The 23,763-nt window shown below is 37.0% G+C and carries 19 protein-coding genes; 11 read left to right on the top strand and 8 right to left on the bottom strand.

Features of this window, described 5'->3' with window-relative positions; genetic code table 11:
* Positions 1-70: 70 nt before the first annotated feature.
* The 5 genes from WH267_RS02830 to WH267_RS02810 all read left to right on the top strand — a co-directional run bounded on the left by WH267_RS02830 (position 71) and on the right by WH267_RS02810 (position 5,713).
* Positions 71-1,567 carry a CoA-acylating methylmalonate-semialdehyde dehydrogenase gene (locus WH267_RS02830; protein ID WP_340005481.1) on the top strand — a complete coding sequence of 499 codons (1,497 nt, stop codon included), beginning with the start codon at positions 71-73 and terminating at the stop codon, positions 1,565-1,567.
* Positions 1,568-1,656: 89 nt separating this feature from the next.
* Positions 1,657-2,817, top strand: coding sequence for an acyl-CoA dehydrogenase family protein (locus tag WH267_RS02825; RefSeq protein WP_340005479.1), 1,161 nt, complete (start codon positions 1,657-1,659; stop codon positions 2,815-2,817).
* Between the two features lie 18 nt (positions 2,818-2,835).
* Positions 2,836-3,924 (top strand): enoyl-CoA hydratase/isomerase family protein, encoded by a 1,089-nt coding sequence (locus tag WH267_RS02820; RefSeq protein WP_115970659.1) that lies wholly within the window; start codon positions 2,836-2,838, stop codon positions 3,922-3,924.
* A 47-nt stretch (positions 3,925-3,971) separates the two neighbouring features.
* Positions 3,972-4,853 carry a 3-hydroxyisobutyrate dehydrogenase gene (gene mmsB / locus WH267_RS02815; protein WP_340005477.1) on the top strand — a complete coding sequence of 294 codons (882 nt, stop codon included), beginning with the start codon at positions 3,972-3,974 and terminating at the stop codon, positions 4,851-4,853.
* Between the two features lie 77 nt (positions 4,854-4,930).
* A complete protein-coding gene (locus tag WH267_RS02810; RefSeq protein ID WP_340005475.1) occupies positions 4,931-5,713 on the top strand; it encodes an enoyl-CoA hydratase/isomerase family protein in 783 nt (260 codons plus the stop codon).
* A 202-nt stretch (positions 5,714-5,915) separates the two neighbouring features.
* On the opposite strand, the gene WH267_RS02805 is transcribed toward WH267_RS02810, so the two are convergent.
* The 3 genes from WH267_RS02805 to WH267_RS02795 form a co-directional block, all read right to left on the bottom strand.
* Positions 5,916-6,827, bottom strand: coding sequence for a helix-turn-helix domain-containing protein (locus tag WH267_RS02805; RefSeq protein ID WP_340005473.1), 912 nt, complete (start codon positions 6,825-6,827; stop codon positions 5,916-5,918).
* 160 nt (positions 6,828-6,987) lie between these two features.
* Complete coding sequence (locus WH267_RS02800; RefSeq protein WP_115970655.1) at positions 6,988-7,923, bottom strand: NAD-dependent epimerase/dehydratase family protein; 936 nt, start codon at positions 7,921-7,923, stop codon at positions 6,988-6,990.
* A gap of 227 nt (positions 7,924-8,150) precedes the next feature.
* On the bottom strand, positions 8,151-8,546 hold the full coding sequence (locus WH267_RS02795; RefSeq protein ID WP_115970654.1) for a YybH family protein: 396 nt from the start codon (positions 8,544-8,546) through the stop codon (positions 8,151-8,153).
* Between the two features lie 231 nt (positions 8,547-8,777).
* Between WH267_RS02795 and WH267_RS02790 the strand changes: the two genes are divergently transcribed.
* Positions 8,778-10,340: a serine hydrolase gene (locus WH267_RS02790; protein WP_340005469.1), complete on the top strand. Its 1,563-nt coding sequence runs from the start codon at positions 8,778-8,780 to the stop codon at positions 10,338-10,340.
* A gap of 185 nt (positions 10,341-10,525) precedes the next feature.
* Here the strand turns inward: WH267_RS02790 and WH267_RS02785 are convergent, their stop codons facing one another.
* Complete coding sequence (locus WH267_RS02785; protein WP_340005467.1) at positions 10,526-12,031, bottom strand: adenosine kinase; 1,506 nt, start codon at positions 12,029-12,031, stop codon at positions 10,526-10,528.
* A gap of 841 nt (positions 12,032-12,872) precedes the next feature.
* Between WH267_RS02785 and WH267_RS02780 the strand changes: the two genes are divergently transcribed.
* Positions 12,873-15,827 carry a SusC/RagA family TonB-linked outer membrane protein gene (locus WH267_RS02780; protein WP_340005466.1) on the top strand — a complete coding sequence of 985 codons (2,955 nt, stop codon included), beginning with the start codon at positions 12,873-12,875 and terminating at the stop codon, positions 15,825-15,827.
* Positions 15,828-15,835: 8 nt separating this feature from the next.
* The gene (locus WH267_RS02775) at positions 15,836-17,299 is read left to right on the top strand and encodes a RagB/SusD family nutrient uptake outer membrane protein (protein ID WP_340005463.1); all 1,464 of its coding nucleotides are present in this window, start codon (positions 15,836-15,838) and stop codon (positions 17,297-17,299) included.
* A 229-nt stretch (positions 17,300-17,528) separates the two neighbouring features.
* Here the strand turns inward: WH267_RS02775 and WH267_RS02770 are convergent, their stop codons facing one another.
* Both WH267_RS02770 and WH267_RS02765 read right to left on the bottom strand, forming a co-directional pair.
* Positions 17,529-18,077, bottom strand: a complete 549-nt coding sequence (locus WH267_RS02770; protein ID WP_340005461.1) for a hypothetical protein — start codon at positions 18,075-18,077, stop codon at positions 17,529-17,531.
* 251 nt (positions 18,078-18,328) lie between these two features.
* A complete protein-coding gene (locus WH267_RS02765; RefSeq protein WP_228438613.1) occupies positions 18,329-18,733 on the bottom strand; it encodes a DUF305 domain-containing protein in 405 nt (134 codons plus the stop codon).
* 286 nt (positions 18,734-19,019) lie between these two features.
* On the opposite strand from WH267_RS02765, the gene bla reads away from it, so the two are divergent.
* Both bla and WH267_RS02755 read left to right on the top strand, forming a co-directional pair.
* The gene (gene bla, locus WH267_RS02760) at positions 19,020-19,919 is read left to right on the top strand and encodes a class A beta-lactamase (protein ID WP_340005458.1); all 900 of its coding nucleotides are present in this window, start codon (positions 19,020-19,022) and stop codon (positions 19,917-19,919) included.
* Positions 19,920-19,923: 4 nt separating this feature from the next.
* A complete protein-coding gene (locus tag WH267_RS02755) occupies positions 19,924-20,961 on the top strand; it encodes a serine hydrolase domain-containing protein (protein WP_340005456.1) in 1,038 nt (345 codons plus the stop codon).
* Positions 20,962-21,120: 159 nt separating this feature from the next.
* Here WH267_RS02755 and WH267_RS02750 read toward each other — a convergent pair whose 3' ends face one another.
* A complete protein-coding gene (locus WH267_RS02750; protein WP_340005455.1) occupies positions 21,121-22,269 on the bottom strand; it encodes a hypothetical protein in 1,149 nt (382 codons plus the stop codon).
* Positions 22,270-22,373: 104 nt separating this feature from the next.
* On the opposite strand from WH267_RS02750, the gene WH267_RS02745 reads away from it, so the two are divergent.
* Positions 22,374-22,583: a hypothetical protein gene (locus WH267_RS02745; protein WP_340005453.1), complete on the top strand. Its 210-nt coding sequence runs from the start codon at positions 22,374-22,376 to the stop codon at positions 22,581-22,583.
* 10 nt (positions 22,584-22,593) lie between these two features.
* Here WH267_RS02745 and WH267_RS02740 read toward each other — a convergent pair whose 3' ends face one another.
* Positions 22,594-23,712, bottom strand: a complete 1,119-nt coding sequence (locus WH267_RS02740) for an acyltransferase family protein (protein ID WP_340005451.1) — start codon at positions 23,710-23,712, stop codon at positions 22,594-22,596.
* Between the last annotated feature and the right edge of the window lie 51 nt (positions 23,713-23,763).

The raw sequence follows: 23,763 nt of genomic DNA, 5'->3' as shown, positions 1-23,763 counted from the left end.
CCTTATACAGGCTGAAAGTAATTCATAAAATTGCTTTCAGCTTTTCCTCTCAACTTTCAACCCCAAAACTATGTCACAAAAAGTAAAAATATTAATCAATGGAGCGTTTATTGAAAGTAAAGCGCATGAACATCTTCCTGTAGAAAATCCTGCTTCCCAGGAAATTCTCGCCGAAGTCCCTTTAACTCTATTATCTGAAATAGATCAGGCTATTGAAGCAGCCACAGAAGCATTCAAAACATGGAAAGAGGTAGCCACTCCGGAAAGAGCAAGATTATTTCTGAAATATCAGCACCTCTTAAAAGAACATCAAAAAGAAATCGCCGAAATCCTATCCAAAGAAAACGGAAAAACCTTCGCTGATGCTATGGGCGATATATGGCGTGGTATTGAAGTGGTAGAACATGCCTGCAATATTCCAACCCTGATGATGGGAGAAACTGTAGAAAATGTAGCCCGTGGAGTAGATACCTACAGCTATATTCAGCCTCTTGGAGTTTGTGCGGGAATTACACCCTTCAACTTTCCTGCGATGATTCCTTTATGGATGTTTCCAATGGCGATTGCCTGTGGGAATACCTTTATCTTAAAACCATCTGAGCAGACCCCGATGACCTCTGTGAAAATGGCCGAACTATTCTTAGAAGCAGGCTTTCCAAAAGGAGTTCTGAATATTATTCATGGTTCCAAAGATCAGGTGAATCATATCCTGAATCATCCTGAGATCAAAGCTATTTCATTTGTAGGTTCTGTACCGGTTGCTGAACATGTTTACCGTACAGGAACAGATAACCTGAAAAGAGTTCAGGCATTCGGAGGAGCAAAGAACCACATGGTTGTTATGCCGGATGCCAACAAGGGACAAGTGATCAATAATTTGGTAGGTGCATCTTGTGGAGCAGCCGGCCAGCGTTGTATGGCCATCAGTGTTGCCGTTTTAGTGGGCGAAGCTCAAAACTGGGTGGAAGATATCAAAACTGCTTTAAGTACCATCAAACCTGGAGTATGGTCTGATGAATCTACCGCATTTGGCCCTTTAATCAATAAACAGTCTAAAGAGAAAGTTTTAAGATTAATCAAAAGTGCCTATGATCAGGGAGCTGAAGTGCTGCTAGACGGAAGTAATTGTAAAGTAGACGGGTATGAAAACGGATATTTTGTAGGGCCTACTCTATTCAATAATGTATCTGTAGAGATGGATATTTACAAGGAAGAAATCTTTGGCCCCGCTTTACTTTTATTAAAAGCAGAAACACTGGATGAGGCAATTCAGATTATCAATAACAACCCTTACGGAAACGGAACTTCTATTTTCACCAACTCGGGTGCTGCAGCCAGAAAATTCCAGCATGAAATTGAAGTGGGACAAATTGGGGTCAATCTTCCTATTCCGGTTCCATTACCATTCTTCTCTTTTACAGGATGGAGAAAATCTTTCTTTGGCGATCTGCATTCTTACGGAAAACAAGGCGTAAAGTTTTATACCGAAACAAAAATAATTACAGCCCGTTGGTTTGAAGAAGATGTTCCCGGAGGAAATGTAAATATGACTATCAGTTTAAAATAATTGAATGAAAGGCTGAAAAAAGTGAATATATTCATATTTACAGGGATCGGGCTTTCCATTCTTAATGCTCAACTTTCAATTTAAAAACTATGGAATTTAACCTAAGTGAAGAACAATTGGCATTTCAGGATGCTGCAAGAAAGTTTGCTGAAAAAGAACTCGCTCCCTACGCTTCAGAATGGGATGCTCAAAAAATATTCCCACGAGAAGCCATAGCTAAAGCCGGTGAATTGGGATTTTGTGGCGTATATACAAGTGAAGCTGCCGGAGGGTTAGGTTTATCCAGATTGGATGCTGCCATCATATTTGAAGAACTGGCAGCAGCCTGCCCTTCCACTACTGCTTATATTACCATACACAATATGGTTTCCTGGATGATTGATGAATTTGGAAACGATGAAATCAGAAAAGAACTATGTCCTCAGTTAGCATCAGGAATGTTATTAGGTTCCTATTGCCTTACTGAGCCAGGTTCCGGGTCAGATGCAGCAGGGCTGAAGACCACCGCTGTCAGGAAGGAAAATAAGTATATCATTAATGGCACAAAAGCTTTTATTTCAGGAGCTGGTGAAAGTGATATTCTTATTGTAATGGCACGTACAGAAAACTCCGGAGCCAAAGGAATCAGTGCTTTTGTAGTGCCGGCTCAAACTCCGGGAATCAGCTTTGGGGAGAAGGAAAAAAAACTGGGCTGGAATACCCAGCCTACCCGCTTTGTCTTTCTGGATCACGTAGAAGTAGATAAAAAATGCCTTTTAGGAACCTTAGGAGAAGGATTTAAAATTGCTCTGAAAGGTTTGGATGGCGGCCGTATCAATATTGCAACCTGCTCAGTAGGAGCGGCACAGGGATCTATCAATCAGGCTCAGCGTTATATGCACGAAAGACAGCAGTTTGGAAAATCACTGGCACAGTTTCAGTCTCTTCAGTTTAAAATTGCAGATATGGCAACAGAATTGGTAGCAGCCCGTCAAATGGTACATCTGGCCGCTTTCAAACTGGACTCCAAGGATCAGAATGCTACCACTTACTGTGCAATGGCCAAACGACTGGCCACCGATTTGTGTTTCAATATCTGTAATGAAGCGTTACAGATACTGGGGGGCTATGGCTGCACTCAGGACTTTCCTGTAGAACGTTTAATGCGTGACGCAAGAGTACATCAGGTAGTAGAAGGAACCAATGAAATTATGAAACTTGTAATTTCAAGAAAAATTCTCGAAGAAGGTGCTACCTTACAGATCCGTTAATTCAAAACAATCAACATCATGAGTTTAATACTTACAGAAATAAAAAACAAAACCGGAATTATTACTCTGAATTCAGAGAAAACACTGAATGCTCTGTCATTACCTATGATCAGAGAATTAGCAGCTGTTTTGGAAGAATGGAAAACATCCGAAAACATAGCCTGTATATTTCTTCAGGGAGCAGGGGAAAAAGCCTTATGTGCCGGGGGTGATGTGAGACAATTACACGATGCTATTATTGCACAAAAAGCAATAGACCCTACTCAAATCCCGCAGGACTGTTTTGATTTTTTTTCTTTGGAATATCAGGTAGATTATACCATTCATACTTATCCTAAACCTATTATCGTTTGGGGACACGGCATTGTGATGGGTGGTGGTATTGGTATTATGGCCGGAGCATCACACCGTATCGTTACGGAAAAAAGCAAACTGGCAATGCCTGAAATTACCATTGGTTTATACCCTGATGTAGGCGGAACCTGGTTTCTGAATAAAACACCTTCTGCCTATGGGATTTATCTGGGATTAACCGGAGCAAGATTAGATGGAGCAGACTGTCAGTTTCTGGGATTAGCAGATTATTATATACCGTCTTCTTCAAAAGAAATGATTCTGAATGCATTGGAACAGGCTAACTGGAAAGAAAACCCTCATAAAACCGTTACTCGCATTTTAGAAAGTATATCTAAAGACATGTGCATTCCGGAATCTCAGGCAGCCACTCATCAGACATTTATACAGCAATTTGAAAAAGCAGATACTCTGGAACAGTTCAGGGAAATATTAATCAGTTATCCTGAAAAAGATGACTGGATCAATACAGGAATTAAAAGTTTTGAGGTTGGTTCACCAAGTTCTGCCCATATTATTTTCAGGCAGCTGCAGCAGGGTAAAAATTTGAATCTGGAAGAAGTTTTTCAGTCTGAACTTAATCTATCCTGCCAATGCTGTGTTCATCCTGATTTTGCTGAAGGAGTAAGGGCTTTATTGGTAGATAAGGATCACTCTCCAAAGTGGCATCCGGCAACCCTTGATGATATTACCGGAGAATGGATAGACTCTTATTTTAAATGGATCATTGGAGAATGGAAAGTAAATTTTTAACCTCCAGTTACAATTAATCAATTTTTATAACCTTTTAAAAAACAATCATGCCAAATATAGCATTTATAGGATTAGGAAATATGGGCGGGCCTATGGCGGCCAATTTAATAAAAAAAGGTCATAACGTTACTGGATTTGACCTTTCAGATACAGCTTTGGGAGCTTTGGTTTCCGCAGGTGGGCAGACTTCCGTTTCCGCTTCAGAAGCTTCTAAAAATGCAGATGTAGTCATCTCAATGCTGCCTTCAGGTAAACATGTTGCTGAATTATATTCTGAAGAGTTTATCAGTAATTTAAAACCCAATACATTACTGATTGACAGCAGTACCATTGATGCAGTTACCGCCCGTGCCGTGGCTCAGCTAGCGGCTTCAAAAGGCTGTAAAATGATAGATGCACCTGTTTCCGGAGGAACAAGCGGGGCCCAGGCCGGAACTTTAACCTTTATTGTAGGTGGCAAGACCGAAGATTATGAAAAGGCAAGACCGATATTAAAATGTATGGGCCAAAACATATTCCATGCAGGGGATTCCGGTGCCGGCCAGGTTGCCAAGATCTGTAATAATATGTTGCTGGCCATTCATATGATCGGAACATCAGAAGCCATCAATCTGGGAACCCGCCATGGATTGGACCCAAAAACGTTAAGTGAAATCATGCAGAAAAGCTCAGGCAGAAACTGGTCACTGGAAGTATATAATCCTTATCCGGGAGTCCTGGAAAATGCGCCCGCATCAAGAGAATATACCGGAGGGTTCGCCGTGGATCTCATGACCAAAGATCTGGGACTGGCAGCAGAAGCAGGACTGGAAACCAGAACATCTACTCCTCTGGGAAATGCAGCTTTAAACTTATATAGAATATGGAGTGAAGCTGGCAACGGGACAGTAGATTTTTCAAGCATTATCCAATTATTAAACGGAAAGTAAAAGTGGAAAACTGAAACTGAATTTTCAACAGAACCACTTAATAAAACTTTCTATTCTCAACTTTTAACTCAAGAAAAATGAATTTCGAAACATTATTATTCCAGCAACATGGACATATAGGAACACTGACAGTTAACCGTCCGCAAGCATTAAATTCACTGAACACAACAGTCTTACAGGAACTGAAATCATTTGCAGATCAAATCAGATTGAATAAAGACATCCGGGTTTTAATCATTACAGGTTCCGGTGAAAAGGCTTTTGTAGCCGGTGCAGATATTAAAGCAATGCAGGGAATGACCCCAAGAGAAGCAGAAGAATTTTCAGGAATGGCACAATCTGCATTTAACGCTATTGAGACATTACCGTTTGCTGTGATAGCGGCTGTGAATGGTTTTGCATTAGGTGGTGGCTGTGAGTTGGCATTATCCTGCGACATTATCCTTGCTAGTGAAAAAGCAAAATTCGGCTTGCCGGAAGTCACATTGGGCTTATTGCCTTGTTTTGGCGGGACACAACGGCTTCCAAGAGCTATCGGGTTATACAAAGCCAGAGAAATGGTATTCTCAGGAGAATTTTATTCTGCAGAAGCCTGTAAGGAATTTGGATTCGTTAATCGCGTTTTTGCCCCGGAAGAACTCCTGAATGCGGCACAAAAATTAGCCGAAACCATTGCCTTAAGAGGTCCTGTAGCAGTAGCCAAAGCAAAACAATCATTGAATACAGGTTTTGAGCTGCATATCACAGATGGTCTGAAGCAGGAAGCTGTTTTATTTGGAGAATTATTTAATACCCAGGACCATAACGAAGGCATAGGCGCATTTATAGAAAAAAGAAACCCTGATTTTACAGGGAAGTAATGATTAACCACAGAAGACACAAAAGTGTTAAATGTTAAAATTATTTAAAACTAAAATATTCACCTATATAAAGTACACTTAAGCTTTTGAAAATCATTTTTTTTCTTCTAAAGTGTACTTTTATGTGACATTACTATAACTCTCTTAAATGAACTAAAGTGTTTAAAATTAAAGCTTTTGTAACTTTTATAGTTCAAATAATTTAATTAAAAGAAGCCCTAAACTCCAATGGTGAAAAAGAAGTTCGGTTTTTAAACAGGCGATGGAAGGACTGCGGATGCTCAAATCCCAATTGGTAAGCAATTTCCGAAACAGACATTTCTGTTGTAGAAAGCAGCTCTTTAGCCTTCTCGATCAATCGGTTTTGAATATGCTGCTGGGTAGTCTGCCCTGTCTGTGCCCGAAGCATATCGCTCAGATAATTCGCGCTCAGATTTAGCTTTTCAGCCACAAAATGAACAGAGGGAATACCATTTACCACCAGCTGATCATTCTTAAAATACTCATCCAATAACGTTTCCAGCTTCGAAAGCAGGTCATTATTTATCTTTTTACGGGTTAAAAATTGACGGTTATAAAAACGGTCACAATATTTCAAAAGTAGATCCAGGTTTGACACCAGCAGATCCTGTGTGAAAGAATCCATATTGGCATCGATCTCCTGGCTCATATTCTCTATAATATCCATAATAGATTTTTCTTCTTTCTCAGAAAGAAACAGGGCTTCATTGGCTGTATAGGAAAAAAATCCATAGTCTTTAATTTTTGATGCCAAAGAATAACTTTGAAGAAAATCAGGATGTACCACCAATACAAAACCCTCCACTTCGTTCAAAAGAACATCTTCAAATTGTAACACCTGCTGTGGAGCGATAAAATACATGACCCCTTCTTCAAAGTCATAATACTGCTGGCCATATTTAAATTTTCCTCCTGCACAGTCTTTCTTAAGGGCTATAGCATAAAAATCAGTTATTACCGCACTGAGAATAGTCTCTGACTTCAGCTTTACATCATTAAAACTGAATACACTGATCAGTGGGTTTGATGGCTTTTTCAATCCCAGAGCCTGATGCATGGCATTGATTGATGAAACTTTTATGGGTGTTTTCATTACTGATTTTCTGATTTATATTTTTTTAAACCAAATAGATATATTAGGCTTTACAGGACGCTAAAAATCTCATAAAAATACTTTTGATCTACTAATATTTCAGCATTTTCTATGCGCTTATGTGGTTTAAAAAGATAACTCATACTAAGTTACAATTTTATTATTTTCCTAAAAGCTGCCCACTTTTAATCTGATTGATTCCTTCTTTATAAGTGGTTACCTGAAATTGAGGAAATCGTATTCTGAACTTTGAATCATCAAAGATATTATCATGTTCATACCTTGGCAATAATTCCAATAATTCCTTTATTTTTTTATTGAATAAAGCCCCGATTTTAAAAACGAATTTAGATATTGCTGAATACTCCAGGTCTTTACCATAAATTCCGGAAGCAATCCGTATAAATTCTTTATAGGTTGGATGACTTTTATCTACCGGCAGATGCCAGGTTTGCCCGAATGCATCAGGCGTATTTCCAATTAAAGCAGTTGCCCGGCTTGCATCCGGAGTCCAGATAAGGCTCCTTTTCTTATTTGTGCTCAATGGAACTTTAAGTTTTTTACCTTCTTTGATATTATTAAAAACCAATGTATTCGTAATACTCTGTGTTTTTCCCGGGCCATAAAATTCCGGAGCACGGCAGATGACGGCTTCCAGCTCACCGGATTCTATTTCTTTCAATATCATTTCTGCCATTTTCCGTCTTACTCTACCTTTTCTTCCCACCGGAGCAAATATTGTATTTTCATTCAAAACGCGACCATCCTGCGGATACATATACGTATTATCAAAGAATACCAGCTTAGTCCCGTTGATCTTACAGGCATCTATCACATTTTGAAGAATTAAAGGAAATTGTTTTTCCCAAAGGTCTGAGCTTATTGGAAGACCTAATGTGAAATAAGCAATCTCACTTCCTTTTACCGCTTCAATAGCCTTCTCACGGATAGATAAGTCCGCAGAGAACACCTCATCAGTATCATTTACTTTTTGGGCGCTTCTGCTTACAATCCGAATATCTGAAGTAAAGTTTCTTTTTAATTCTCTTGCCAGCTCTTCGCCAATCTGTCCATTGGCTCCTAATATTGTTTGCATATTGTTTTACTTTTCTGGTTAATATTATATTCTGTTGTTTTGGTAGGACAAAGTTCCGAAAAGCATAAAAGATCAGAGTATCTCAATGAAGGGAAGTTGTAACAGAATCTCTGTTACAGAAATTTGAATAAGATTTCTGACTTAAAAATAATACAAGTCCGGAGAATGTAAAATCCGGCAGGCATCTACGATGCCTGCCGGATTCAATATCTTCAAAGCCAAAAAAACTAATAATTCAGAATTGCAGAACCAAAGGGATTATCAACGAGCCAAAGCCAATCACCCTTTTCGCTCTTCTTCATAATACAGGAAGTATGACCTGTCATTTTTATGGGTTGCCCATCAGGAGTATGACCTGTCATCTCCCATCGATCGAGCCACATCGCAAGGTCATTAATCACTGTAATATGTGGAGTTTCTCCCTGTATATTCAGTTTTAGCCCGCATATATTTTCCATAGCCACTTGTATATCTTCAAGGCCTCTTAATTCTTTCCCATCACGGTCAATATAAACTCCTTCAGAGTGAAAGCAACTCAAAGCACCGGCTGTATCTCCATTTTTTATACAGTGACGAAAATAAGCAACCGCTCCGGCTTGAGTTTTTCTGTTAAAATCTTCCATTTTCAATAATTATAAGTTTTCTTCAAAAGTATATTTAATATTTGGAAAAAGAAATACTTCATCTATCCACTTTTATCTCTCTTTTCTCATTTGGCTTACATGTACAATTTAAAGTTGGTTTTATATTTTGCCATTAACCTATTAATCAATAGATTTGGTCCTGCTAATATTCACCTGCCTCAAATCGTGAGGTTTAGTGGTCAATAAAACCATGATATAAAATAATCAATTATGACAAAAATAAAATTGTCTCTATTCATCATTACTATACTATTTACAAGCAGCAGTTTATCCGCTCAAATAACCTCCAAAGAAGTAGATGTTCTTGTTGATAATGCAATGGAAAAGTTCCATGTTGCAGGAGCGGCTGTAGCCATTGTAAAGGATGGAAAGATAATTCACAAAAAAGGTTATGGTGTAAAATCAATAGATACAAAATCACCTATTGATGAACATACGAACTTTGAAATTGCTTCCAATAGCAAGGCTTTTACAACTGCCGCATTATCTATTTTAGTAGATGAGGGAAAACTTTCCTGGGATGATAATGTCAAAAAATACATCCCTGAATTTAAGATGTATAATGACTATGTGACAGAAAATTTTACTATAGAAGATTTATTGTGTCACCGTAGTGGACTTGGTTTAGGAGTCGGAGACTTAATGATGTTTCCTGATGGTACAGACTTCACTATTAAAGATGTAATAAAGTCTTTCCAGTATTTTACTCCTGTTTCAGGTTTCCGAACCCAATTTAATTATGATAATCAACTGTATTTGATAGCAGGCGAAGTTATTGCAAGAGTAAGCGGGATGAATTGGGAAACCTTTGTTCAAAAGCGTATTATGGAACCACTGCAAATGCAAAATTCTTTCAGTTCCATCAGTCAGGTAAAAGATATAAGTTTAATGGCTTCTCCCCATTCCTCAGAATCCGGAGCTATAAAAAAAATATCTTTATATGGGGCAATGGTTAATGGAGCTGCCGGAGGGATAATCTCCAACGTTGATGATATGTCTAAATGGATGCTTGTTCAGCTCAACAAAGGTAAGTATGGTTCCGGTTTAGACCAACAGCTTTTCACTAAGGAAAGGCAAAATGAAATGTGGACCATTCATACTGTTGATCAAATTAATCCTAACCCAAGGTATAACCAACATTTTAATGGATATGGTTTAGGCTGGAATTTATCTGATATAAAAGGAAACCTCAGTGTTTCTCACACCGGCGGGCTACCCGGAATGCTTTCTATTGTTACCATGATTCCTGACTTAAATTTGGGTATTGTTATTCTCACCAATACAGAAAATGGCGGCTCCGGTGTTTTCTCTTCAGTGAGTCAAACCATTATTGACAGCTATTTAGGCCTCAACAATTACGGATGGGTAGATAAGTATGCTGCCTACTTTCAATCTCAAAAAGAATCTGGAGATGAGGTCACTAAAAAGGTTTGGGAAACAGTAAGCAAAGCAAAAAATACAACAATAAAAAATGAGGATTTAATTGGACTGTATGAAGATAAATGGTTTGGAAAAATAGAAATATTCTTAAAGGGAAATCAATTATGGTTTAAATCTTATCGATCACCAAAGCTAAACGGGCCCATGAGTTTTTATAAAGCAAATACCTTTGCAATTAAATGGGATTATAAAGATATGAACTGTGATGCCTTTGCTATGTTTAATTTAGATGAAGAAGGAAAAGCTCAAAGCATAAAAATGAAGGGAATCTCCCCTAATATAGACTTTAGTTTCGACTTTCAGGATTTGAATTTACAAAGGGTTAAGAATTAACTATAGTTCATAATAAAGAAAATCTGCATTCTAAAAAGCAATATCCGAAAACATTGCAGTACAAAATAAGGTGAGTTTAGAAACTCACCTTTAGTTTTTATATAAATCTATTGTAAAGACTGACAACAGCACTATTCACCTCATTATAAAAGTGCTTGCGCTATAAGTAGCACTCATAATGAATATTAATTTAATTCTCCATTGGCTTTTTGAACAAAATCATTCCATTGAGCATTCAGATATTCTACTGCCTGTTTTTTTTCATTCTTATTCAAAGAAGAATAATTAATAGAATTGAAGACCAGTTTCTTCAAAGCTTTCACATCCAATTCCCAATAGGTGTAAGCCACCCAGAAGTCATAACTTAACCCTTCGTAACCATATACAGCCGGATCATCGCTATTAATAGAACATTGTACACCATTGCTCAGTAAAACTCTTGCCGGGTGATTTCTCATATCACTCACATATCCAAGGACCTGGTTACTGATCGGGCTTACTTCTACCAGTTTATTCTGTTTTTTAATCAGATCCATTGATTTTGGAAAGTAAATCAAGTTCAGACCATGACCAATTCTTTGGTTATTCAGCAAGGTGATATCCAGTACATTTTTATTGAAAACAGAATTGCTTTCCCCCGCATGAAGAAACAATGGCATTTCCACTCCTGACTTTTTAGTGATCTCATTTATTTTTGTCCAGTTTTTCTGGAAAGAATTGATGCTGTTTCCAGCAGCTTCATCAGCCACAAGATCAAAACCGGAAATCATATCCGGGAATTGCTTCTTTAATTTAAAAGCAATTCCCAGCTGTTTTTCTATGCTGTCAGAATCTAAAAACTTAAAGCTAGAATAAATCAGTTTCAGACTGAACTGAGGATCTGACTGACGCATTTGCTTTACAATATCCTGTAGATCTGTAATGGATTTTTCCAATGGATATTTTCCATGCTCAAAATCATAAAGTTCATCAAAAACATACCTGATCTCCACATGCTGCACATGATCTTTAGCCAAATCCTGAAACCCTTTCAGATAATATTCCTTAAAGAAAGGGCGATAAGGTAATAGCAGGTTGATCCGTTGGAAACGCTTTTCAAATTCAATCCAATAATTGTTATAGGAACAAAGATTATCACGTTTCAAAAGGAGAAGTTCATGCAGTTTCTTTTCAAAACCGGCATCTGAATTCAGCTTTTGATCAAGGCTGACAAATCCTGCCGGAACTTTTCCGTTTTCAAAAAAGCCCAGTTGCCCAAAAATAAATTTATCACTGTCTTTTTGATCATATACATAGCATTCTTTATATTTTCTAGCCGTTGCTATCAGCCATTCAGCATTAGCCAGACCGCCACTGTGAGTATGCAGCAGGCCACCTTTGGGCATTGTCTGAATAATTTTAAACAGCTTACTGGATTCTATTAATGGCTTTATTTCATTAAAAGAACGGTTATATAAAGGAATCTGCTGTTTTTCAGTTTCACTCAGAAACTGTTTTCTTATCTGGAATAATTTTTTGTCTAAAGCAATCTCTGCATCAGATAATTTTACATCAGCATCAAAGGCCATGGCTGCATTTTCTCTCTCCAGCAATGTCCATCTTTCCTGATAAGTGGATTTTTCAGCCACTTTAGTTTGGGCTCCCAACAGAGGAAACCCCAACATTAATATATAGGTAAGGTATTTTCTCATAATAATAGTAACCTGCATTATGACAAAAAAGACTTTGCCAATACAGTATTCAAAAATATAATTATTTTTTTTTGTAAAAGAGTTTCGATCTGAAAAAAAACAAATGATCAACCTTTTAACGACATATTTTTCATCTTCATCATCCTTCCCTCGCTCCGGTGTGAGGAGTATGAGTGGATAGTGGGATAAGGCTCCCTGAAAAGAAATCGGGCGTAAAATACATAAAAAGTCTACAAAAACAATAGACTTTCTGTGTTAAATATTATTCATCAGCTAAAATGATTTTTTTTTGATTTGACATTCATATTTTTAAACCAAAATAACAGTTTGTTTTTCAATTAATTAAGATCAAACCAAGATCACCTATCTAATTACCCTACTTAATTAGTAGACTAATATGATTTTTCTCATACTTTCTTTTAACAAAGTTTTATGAATTATTAGATAATTTTGACCCAGTTAAAAAAATAAAACTCTATTCTCATGAATAAGAATGACTTTAATTCTTACCTATACACTATCATGGCTGTAGTTTCTGTTCAACATAAGGGTTGTACAGGAAAAGGCCTTTCACAGCACAATATTACTTCTAAGAGCATGTGCTTTGAATCTATGATGTGTAAAATGATGATGCTATAAATTCCTGAAGAAATATGCACATTATTGTAGGAATTAAAGCCCGATAAGCTCAAAGCCGATTTAATCCGGGTACACCTCCTCTATTTTAACATTTTCTTTCTGACACCTCCTTACAAAAGGGAGGCAGGGATCTCTTTTTTTCCTAAACGGAAGACAAAGCGTACTACACACATTCAATTTTTTTAAACCTAAGATTAATATAATGAGAAAAAAACAATGCAAACTTGGCGTATTGGCCGTACTCTTATTCGCTGAATATGGCTTTGCACAGAAAAAAGACAGTCTTTCGCAGGAGACTTCCATCAAAGAGGTGGTGGTAGTTGCCTTCGGAAAGCAAAAAAAGGAAGAAATTACAGGATCGGTACAGTCATTAAAGGCAAAAGATCTGGGAAATCTTCAAAACGGAAACGTTCTTCAGGGAATTGGTGGTAAAGTTGCCGGTGTACAGGTAATTTCTTCAGGCCAGCCGGGTTCCCAGCCTACGATAAGAATGAGAGGTATTGGTTCTATCAATGCATCCAGTGATCCTTTAATTGTATTGGACGGGATTCCTTACAGCGGTGACCTGAACAGTATTTCTTCAGCAGATATTGAGAGTATTTCCTTTCTGGAAGATGCTTCTTCCAATGCTTTATATGGCTCAAGAGGAGCCAATGGAGTCATCATAGTGAATACCAAAAGAGGAAAAAACAAGAAACTGAGTGTTGATATTGATGTAAAAACCGGGGTTAACTTCAGGTCTATTGAGGATTACTCAGTATATACTTCACCACAGGAATATTATACTGCCTACTATAACAGAGGAAGAATCGGGGAAATTGCAAAATCACTGCAACCAGGTGCTATTCCTTCCGGGAATACTCCTCATGCAGCAGGAATCACTGCTCTGAACGGACTGGGATATAATGTTTACAATGTTCCCTTTAATGAACTCATAGCACAGGACGGCTCTTTTAATTCTAAAGCTAAACTACTTTATCAGGATAATTGGAAAAAACTACTTTTTAAACCTGCTCTCAGAAGAGAAGCTACTGTGGGGATTAACGCCAGTGGGGATCAGGTAAAATCATATACTTCTTTAAATTATCTGGATGATAAGGGATATCTTATTTCATCCGGTTTTGAAAGATTCGGAGTCAGATCCAATGTGGACTACTCTATCACTCCAAAGTTGAAATTAACAACGGCGCTTTCTTATACGTACAGCAAGCAGAACTTCGGAGAAACGGGAGGTTTTTCCAATCCATTTCAGTTTGCCAGGAATATAGCTCCTTTTTATCCGGTTTTTCTTAGAAACGATAACTACCAACAGCTCTATGATAACCACGGAAATGCTTTATATGATTATGGTGACGGACAAGGCCCTAATGGCTCTACAAGATCCTACGCTGTTTTTGAGAATCCAGTGGGAAATCTTCAACAGGATAAATCTCAAAGGGTCAGTAATATCACCAATGCCAATCTGGGATTAAATTATGAAATCATCAAAGGATTGGATTTCACTTACAATTTCGGGGCTTATCTTGAAAATTTAAAAAACCTTCAGTTCGGGAATACACTGGGGGGAACGTCTTCATCTGTGGGTGGAACAATTTCTCATGAATCTATATTTAATTATACGCTGAATCATCAGCAATTGCTTACCTACCAGAAGAAATTTGATAAACACAACTTCAATATTCTTGTTGGTCATGAACTGAATAAAACGAAGAACGAAGGATTTTCAGGAACCAAACAACAGCTTTTATTACCGGATTCATCATCTTTTGATAATGCCGTAAAGATCACAGAACTGTCAGGAAACGGATATGAATATGCTGTAGAAGGTTATTTCTCAAGATTACTGTACAACTATGACAATAAGTATTTCTTTAACGCGAATGTTCGTAGAGATGGTTCTTCAGTCTTCGCTCCGGAAAGCAGATGGGGTACATTTTACGGATTAGGAGCTGCATGGAATGTTGCCAAGGAAGATTTCCTTAAAGACAACAGCATCATTAATGCTTTGAAGTTAAAAGCTTCTTACGGACAACAGGGAAATGACAACATCCTTCTGAATAACACTACAAGAGATTACTACGCTTATCAGGACATCTACGGAATCAATGATTTTGGTGATGGAAAACCTGTACTTTCTCTGAAGAAACAAGGAAACAGAGACTTAAAATGGGAAACATCCAAAAACCTGAATGCCGGTTTTGAAATTGCTTTGTTCAGTAACAGAGTGAATCTGAATGCGGATTATTTTGAACGAAAGGTATCGGATATGATCTATACTCTTCCACTGCCTATATCCAATTCTGGTTCCTATGTGAAATATGGAAATATCGGAGATATGTACAACAAAGGAGTTCAGGCTAACATTAGTGTAGATATTCTCCGTACAGATGACGTTCAGTGGAATTTCTATGCCAATGCTACCCATTATAAAAACAAGATTACAAAATTGCCTGCCGAACAAAGAGCTACAGGACTGGTTTCAGGATTGTTTATCTTAACTGAGGGTGGTGACCGATATAATTATTATCTGAAAGAATTTGCAGGAGTAAATCCTGTAAACGGTGATGCATTATGGTATAAAAATTCTATTGACCCAGCCACTCAGCAAGTTGTAAAAACAGTTACAAATAATTTTAAGGAAGCCAGTGATTACAACACAGGAAAATCTGCTATCCCTAAAGTATATGGTGGATTTGGAACAGATATTACCTATAAAAGGCTCAATCTTTCTGTTAATTTCGCTTATCAGTTTGGCGGATACGGGTATGACAACATCTACAGAAGTTTATTCCACTCTGATGCTTATGCTTCCAATTATTCAACGGATCTTGATAAGACATGGACTCCGGAAAATCCCAATGCTGCTTTACCACGTGTAGATCTTACTTCGACCAGTCAGAATGAAAATTCTACACTTTATCTGATCAAATCCGATTATATCAGTCTTCAGGATGTGACTTTATCCTATCAGCTATCTGAAACTTTCACAAAACAGATTGGTTTATCAGCATTAAAGATTTATGCTACAGGAAACAACCTGTACTTATGGTCCAAAAGAAAGGGATATGATCCTAGAGCTGCATTAACAGGGGTATCTGATGCCTATAAATACTCTTTACTATCCAGTGTTTCTCTTGGTTTTAAACTAACATTTTAAAAGAAATTATGAAAGCAATAAAATACTTTATATCAGCTTTAGCCGTAGGTCTTATCACAACCGGCTGTGCTAATGATCTCAATACATTACCGGAGGGCGATATTTCCGGTGAGCAACTGAATGATGATCAGTCGAAGCCAGAAAAGATTCTTGGCGGAATTTACCTTGATCTTCGCAGTAATGGTGCTGGAGGAAACATCTCATCTCATTCAGATTTCGGTATTATGGGAATAAAGGCAGGTGCCGATTTAATGTCTAATGATGTGATCCAGGCAAAAAATCAGCATTTGGGAATGTTTTATAATTATGAAGCTACCAATGCGAGTAATTTGGCTTCAGAAATCGTATGGACCACTTTTTATGCAAGAATATTCATTATCAATAAGCTTCTTAATGACTTGAAAGATGATACAAACCCTAAGAACAAAGCTATTAAAGGACAGCTGCTTGCCCTAAGAGCTTATTCTTATTTTCATCTGATTCGCTTTTATGCTAAAGATTTTAAAAGCCACCCATCTGACCTTGGTCTTCCATTAGTCCTTACTACTAATAATCCCAGCCAGGGACTTTCAAGATCAACGATAGCAGAAGTCTATGCTCAGATTGGTCTGGACATTGAAGAATCTATTGTTCTTTTGGAAAGTTTTGCCCGCCCATCCAGAGCTCAGATCGATCAAAGAACCGCTAAAGCCATCGCGGCTGATATATTCCTGCAAACAGGAGATTATACAAAAGCCGGAAAATATGCTGCAGACAGTAAGCAAGGTATTGCCCTGATGACAGAAAACGATTATACCACGACTGGATTTTCCAATCTCAGTAATCCTGAGGTAATCTGGGGATTCCATAATACGATTTCTACGATGAGCACCGGAAACTATTATGCGTCTTTCTTCTCTATGTTTGATAATACCAATGAAGGGTATGCAGGAGCTGCTCAGATCTATAAGCTTATTGATAAGCGTCTGTATGAAGCGATTCCTGATACGGATTACCGTAAAAAAGTATTCAACGGTAGCCAGCCTTCCAAATATAGCTTTAACGGGAAAACAAAAAATTATCCTGCCTATGTAAGCTGGAAGTTTAAAGACCCTAGCATGTTTGAAGGAGATTATATCTACATCAGAGCTTCTTCATTGTATTATATTGAAGCTGAAGCCCTGGCAAGACAAGGCAGAGAAGCTGAAGCAAGACAAGTTTTGTTCGAAATCGCATCCAAAAGAGATAACGCCTATGTCCTTTCCACAAAAACAGGACCTGAATTGATCAATGAAATTATTCTGCAAAAAAGAATTGAACTGTGGGGCGAAGGATATGCATGGTTTGATATGAAGAGATTAAATACTCCGTTGGAAAGAGTATACACCGGAACAAACCACACCTTTGGAAGGTTTAACCTGACAACAGATAAATTCATATTCCAGATTCCGAATAAAGAGATTAATAATAACCCACAAATCAAACAGAACTAGCAGACAGAACACAGCAAAAAACAATTTTAATATATTTCAAGTGAGGCATCGTTTATTTTAGACGGTGCCTTTTTATTGTATATTCAGAATTATTTGAATCATCAAATCTCCTCAAAAGAAAAGACAGATTTGCAGAACATTTTTTATCAAACTTTTTATTGAAATTCATAGTTGCTTTTAATTGTAAACGATATTACCTGCTGATGCGTTGTACAGAGAAACTATTCATTTACTTTTCTGTAATAAATTTATACCTGACGACCAGAATATCAAGAATTCCGACACAGAGATAATAGATTCCCCCTGCCAGCATACTTGCCGGGAGATCGGAATACAACGTATGAAAAGATAATGATACCAGTAAAATGAAAAACCAAAGGATCAGCTTTGCAGAAAAAACCCCGGCAACCCTGGAGATCATCTCATCATCCTTTACCGTTTTGGACTGAACCAGACACTGCACGAGCGTAATCAGGTATCCGTAAAGCAGTTCTTTCTCTTTCATTAAATCAAAGAACCAAAAATAAAGAACAGGCATAGCAGCCACTAACAGCCAAATCAAAAGTTTCAGAAAAAACCCGGCTTTAAACTCTTTTGTAAGAATAAGTGTTGAAATAATGAACAAAGGAAAAACAAAAAACACTGAATACAGCATATATTTATAAGTCAAAAGCAACTCTGTTTTCACTTTATCTGAAATCCAGAACATCCGGAAATATAAAACTGACAGGTAAAATGAATTCAGCCCAAAAGCAATTGGCAATACTCTGTGTTTCATAGAAAATGGTTTATCAGCCTGTTTATAATGATCATTAATTTTTCCTTTTTCAGTGATGGACAATTTATAAAAAAAGTATGAATCTGCTGCAAAATTTACAACAGCTTCTCATCAAAGAAATAGCACCATTTATTTTAAATGATGCTATTCATACAATTTGATGACCAATAGAATTAATCTTTTCTTCTTATTTATCTTTTTTCCAGTTCCTGAAGCTTACGTTTCATCAGCTTATTTCCTCTGTCTGGGTTTCAAGAATATTTTTTTGCAGCTTTATCAATTCCGGATTGGTGAGCTTTGCTCCCCAGAACGGCTGCATGGTGGGGAATCATTCCTTTTACAAACTGCTCGGCTCCAACACTTACCTGTTTTCTGATCCAAATCCACGAAAAAAAGCCAATTGTAAGTGCTATAATAACAATAAACCAGTTGAGCTTGGAATTGGTGTACATTTTTTTCATAATCCATACCTCAATCAACAGCATTACAGACACCAATAATGAAGTCATATATACATTATTGAGATTTGGAATAAGGTTCCGCAGGTTGTCTATCATCGCAAACATCATCAGATACATAGTGATGAACATGGCCAGAGCCATCAATACAAAACGCCCGTACATTGAGTGTTTCTGAACATCCTGTAATTCATTCAAATGTTGATTATAAAAATACAAACATCTGTTTAATTGATCTTATGCTTACAATCATAAAGCTTATGAATGCTAAACGGGTATTATTCCTAAAAATTATGTGTGAAGGAATGAAAGTTTATATTTAATATACCTTTGGTTCAATTTCTCATTACACAGAAATAGTTTGTTTGCCCAAGAAAATACATCACGAGTCTTATTAATTAAAAATATTGCACAGATCAAAAAACGGATAAATGAAATTCATATATTTGGAGATCAAAAATCTATTTAATAACCATTTGAATAAATGAAATCAAAGAAAATTATTCTTACTCCATTCTTTGTATTTTTAAGCCTGACGCTTTTTTCACAGAATACATCCGATCTGCAATTAAAAAAAACTCTTGAATCTATCATTACCAATAAAAAGGCAGATATAGGAGTGGCCGTTTTAGCCACAGACTCTCCAAAAAAAGAGATTGTCGAGATCAACGGGAACAAACTGTTCCCTATGTTAAGTACCTTTAAGTTTCATATTGCCTTAGCTATTCTTAATAAGGTAGAAAAAGGTGACCTTTCCTTACAGCAAAAAATTTACATTAAGAAAGAAGAGCTTCTGGAAGATACCTATAGTCCTTTTAAAGAAAAATATCCGGAGGGAAACATGGAACTTACTTTAGAAGAGTGTATAAAATGGATGGTTGCACAAAGTGATAATAATTTAACAGATATCCTTCTCAGACTGATTGGAGGGCCTGAGTATGTTGAAAGATTCCTTAATAGTAAGGATGTGATCATTAAAAACGATGAAGAAGGCATGCACAAAGATTGGGATTCTCAATTTATCAATAAAACAACTCCTAATGAGACCATCAGGCTATTAGGCAAGTTCTATAACGGAAAAATATTGAATAAGGAACTTACAAAGTGGCTGTATACCACTATGCTGGGTAATGTTTCAGGGGCTAAAAGACTTAAAGGCCATCTTCCAAAAGAGGTTAAAACTGCCCATCGCACTGGAACCTCATTTACCAATGAAGCAGGGATGACAGGGGCTATCAATGATTTTGGAATCATTGAACTTTCAGATAAAAAAAGAATCTATATTGCTGTTTTTGTACATGATACTTATGAAACATTTGAAAATTCAGAAGCCATTATTGCAGCTATTGCCAAAGCAGCTTATGACCACTACAACAAAAAATAAACCTATGATCAAAACGAAATTACTTTTCATTTTTGCAGCCTTCACATTACAGTCTGTTTCTGTAAAAGCGCAAAAAGTAACTCCGTATTCAAAAAAGATCGACAGTATCATAACGGCTTCTACTCCACTGACATTTAATGGAGTCGTTTTGGTTACTCAAAACGGAAAAACAAAATATCTGAAAGCCAATGGATATAAAGATGTTGAAAAAAAAGTGGCTTTAAAAACCGATGATCAGTTTGAAATCATGTCGAATTCAAAACAGGTTACCGCTGTTTTAATTTTACAGGCTGCTGAACAGGGTAAACTTGATCTTCAGACTCCGATAAAAAAATATCTGCCTTCACTTACCCAGCCATGGGCAGATACCATAACAGTCCATCATCTTCTGAATCATACTCATGGGATTACCGATCTTGATAAACCGACAGCTTTTAAAGCGGGCTCACAGTTTAAATACGGAAACCTTTCTTATATTCTTTTGGGTGAAATTCTTCAAAACACAACTGGTAAAACCTTTACAGACCAGGCTGATTCTCTTTTCAAAAAGCTGAATATGAAGAAGACATTTGTATATAACAGTAAAAATAACCAGGCATTGGTTCCAGGCTACAGAAGCGATAATAACCAATTTGAAAAGATCGAAAATTCCTTTTTAAATGATGATATCGTCTCTGCGGCCGGAGTTATTTCCACCGTAGAAGATCTTGCAAAATGGGATCAGGCATTGTTCAAGGGAAAACTGCTTTCCTCAACATTTCAAAAGCTGATGCTGACTCCTTCTACATCATCTCAACATAATGTTTTCGGGAAAGAGAATATGGGATTTGGATATAATATCAGATTCATTAGGGAAGCCGGGCTCGATTACTATGCTGTGACTGGCCTTGGAGATGGATTTACCTGTCTTAATGTAAACTTCCCGTCTACAAATATGAGCCTGATCATTCTTGAAAATCAGATGCCCAAAAACAGTGAACATTGGAGTTTTCAGGAAGCTGCCATCAAGAATGCTGTACTGAAAAGTATTACTTCAAAATAGTTTTGCTTCACAATAATACTGAATCTATAAAAAGCGGTCTCTCTTATGAAAGCCGCTTTTTGTTTTCCTCTCACAGATCCAGCTAACAGAGCAGTTACTGTTGCTCAAAGAGCTGTAAAATCTACAGGAAATTATCCGTTGAAGTCCTAAGAACTTTACTTACTCTTCCGATAAAAAATAGGGCCTGTCTCCTGAAAAATTTTTAGCATTCAATAAATCATTCAATTTTTTTGAAATCACCTTAACCTGTATTTCTGCAGTCCCGATCAGGCTTATATAATATTCAAATGCTTTTGCCACCTCTTTTGAACCTGTAGCCTCCTGTTTTATGCCATAAAGCTCTTCAGGAATACTGATTAAAATTCTTATAATTTCGTTACTGTTAGTCATTGTAACTCCGAATGTAGAGGCAATTCCTACAACATCATCTTTTGTTTGTGCTATTTCGGGAGCTCCTATCGCAATAATATCTGCATTAGGATATTTTGATTGTACAGATCTGAATATGGATTGAATTGTTTTCTTATCTGAACGTTCTCTGCCAACCATCCAGGCATCTGTTCTGCTTCCATCCTGATTTGTCACTAATTTAAACGTCGGAAAATCAATCGTCCCGATTCTAGCGGCTATTCGGCTTACTTGATCCGCATTCACTAATTCATACTGACGGTAATTATACTTTTCCTGTCCTACTTTAAATGATTCGGAAGAAGATAATGTCTGTATACCTTTTACCTGACACAAATCTTCCGCCAGTTGAATAGGGTTCAGCAGATTAATATTGATATCCGGTTTGAAATATTCAGGAATACTGATGGATACTCCCAATCCGGAAACATCAGCAGGTTTTATCATCTCCAGCACCCTATTTTTCTCATTCTTCAGGGTTTCCGTTTCTTTAATATAGCTTGCTTTATCTGTTCTGACAAGGTTAAGTGAGAAGCGGTTATCTTTGGAAGCCGTTCCGATATAATAAAATTTAATCTTCAGCTGATCTCCTTCTACCCTTACATCATATACGCTGTCTAATAATTTCCCACCGTCTTTCAATCTGCATCCGGTGAGAGATTTTAATTCAGAAACCTTTATTTTTTTCTCATAAGGATAAGTAAAAACCAGAGAATCATCATTTTTAGAAAGATAAATCCGCATTTCTGCAATCATTTCCATATACGCCAATGTTACTCCATGAAACGGCTCTTTGCTTTCCTTCGTGACCTCCTGCCCTTTCCAATAGGATTCTTTTCCCTGCCCGTTGCAGGAAATTACAAACATCAGAATACCCAGCAGTGATATTATTTTTTTCATAGAGTAAGAAGTTAACTTTTAACGTATTAAATCTATCAATTTATTTCAACTGCAAAAATATTATCATTTACTTTTTTGTATCTTTTCAAAATATAGCTGGAAAAATGGGAATATTATTACTTGTTTTTATATTCATTGCACTGGGTATTTTCTTTATATCCAGATTAAATGTTTCAAGGCTTCAAAAAACAATCTGGTCTGTACTGCTCTTTATTATCACCTTCTCTCTAATTGCCTTTTTCTTTATTCAGGGGTTTGAAAGAGGAAGAAATCCCAGACCTGCAACAGAAAGACTTATGCAGCCTGTAAAGTAAATACATCATTTTATTTTCCTGATTTTAAAATCCTTTGTTTAATATCAGCAAAAGGCTTTTCAATAACAATCCTATACAGCAAACTCCCAATAAGACATCCGGACAAACAGACAATCAGGCATACCATATCCGAAGTTTCAAGGTTGAACTGTTCAAAAACAGCCTGAATCATATGAATAATTCCTTTATGGGAAAGATAGACTGCATACGACAAAGTTGCCAGTTCAGCAGTGATACCGGATCTCCATCCTGAAAGAAATGATGATTCTGAAACAGCAGCCATAACCATCAATCCATAGCTTATCGCTACCAATGTAAACCCCAATACAGAAGCAATTTCTGAAGCCTGTTCATTACAAATCCAAAATGTAAAACCCAATAACAGTACTCCTGCAAGAAAAAGTTTGTTTCCATTGTGGTGAACCATTCTTTTAAAACCGGATGAATACTGCATCAGATAACTGATAAGTATGCCTATACTGAGACCATCCAATCTTGTATAGGTAGGATAATATATTTTCATATACCATGAACGCCAGAATTCCAGAGCACTATGATCTATTCCGGCAATAGAAACATTCCAGATGACAAGCCGAAGGATTAGAGAAAATATAATAAAAGATACAATCAAAACAGCAAAATATCTGAATAACTTAGAAGGCATTATCATTAAAAGAAACAGAGGAAGAATAAAGTAAAACTGTTCTTCGATACATAATGACCAGGCATGGGAAAATGTTCCCTGATCAATCACATCCAGTCCGTAATTCTGTGTGAACGTCACAAACTTCCATAAAGGTGGCAAAGCCTCCCGTTCCCTGAAAAAAGGAATGCTAAAATAGAGAAAAAGAGTAAAGAAATAAGCCGGAATAATCCTGAAAAAACGTTTCATATAAAATGTTTTTAAACAAATTGCCCCCTTATTTTCCATCTCTTTAAACAGTTGTCCTGAGATCAGGAAACCACTTAATACAAAGAAGAGATCAACTCCGGTCCAGCCAAATTTCCCAATAGTATCAATCCATTCCGGATGCTTAAATGCCCGGTAATGAAAGAGTAAAACCAGTACAATAGCCAATGCTCTCAGATGATCCAATCCGTAAAGCCTTTCTGAACGCTCTGTTGTCATATTTTTTTAATGCAAATCTTGTTAAAATCAGGAATACGTTTAAGCCGTATA

It is taken from the genome of Chryseobacterium sp. MYb328 (assembly GCF_037572595.1).
Lineage (GTDB): Bacteria > Bacteroidota > Bacteroidia > Flavobacteriales > Weeksellaceae > Chryseobacterium > Chryseobacterium pennae.
The sequence above is the reverse complement of the archived record's forward strand: the minus strand, read 5'-3'. Positions and strand labels throughout refer to the sequence as shown.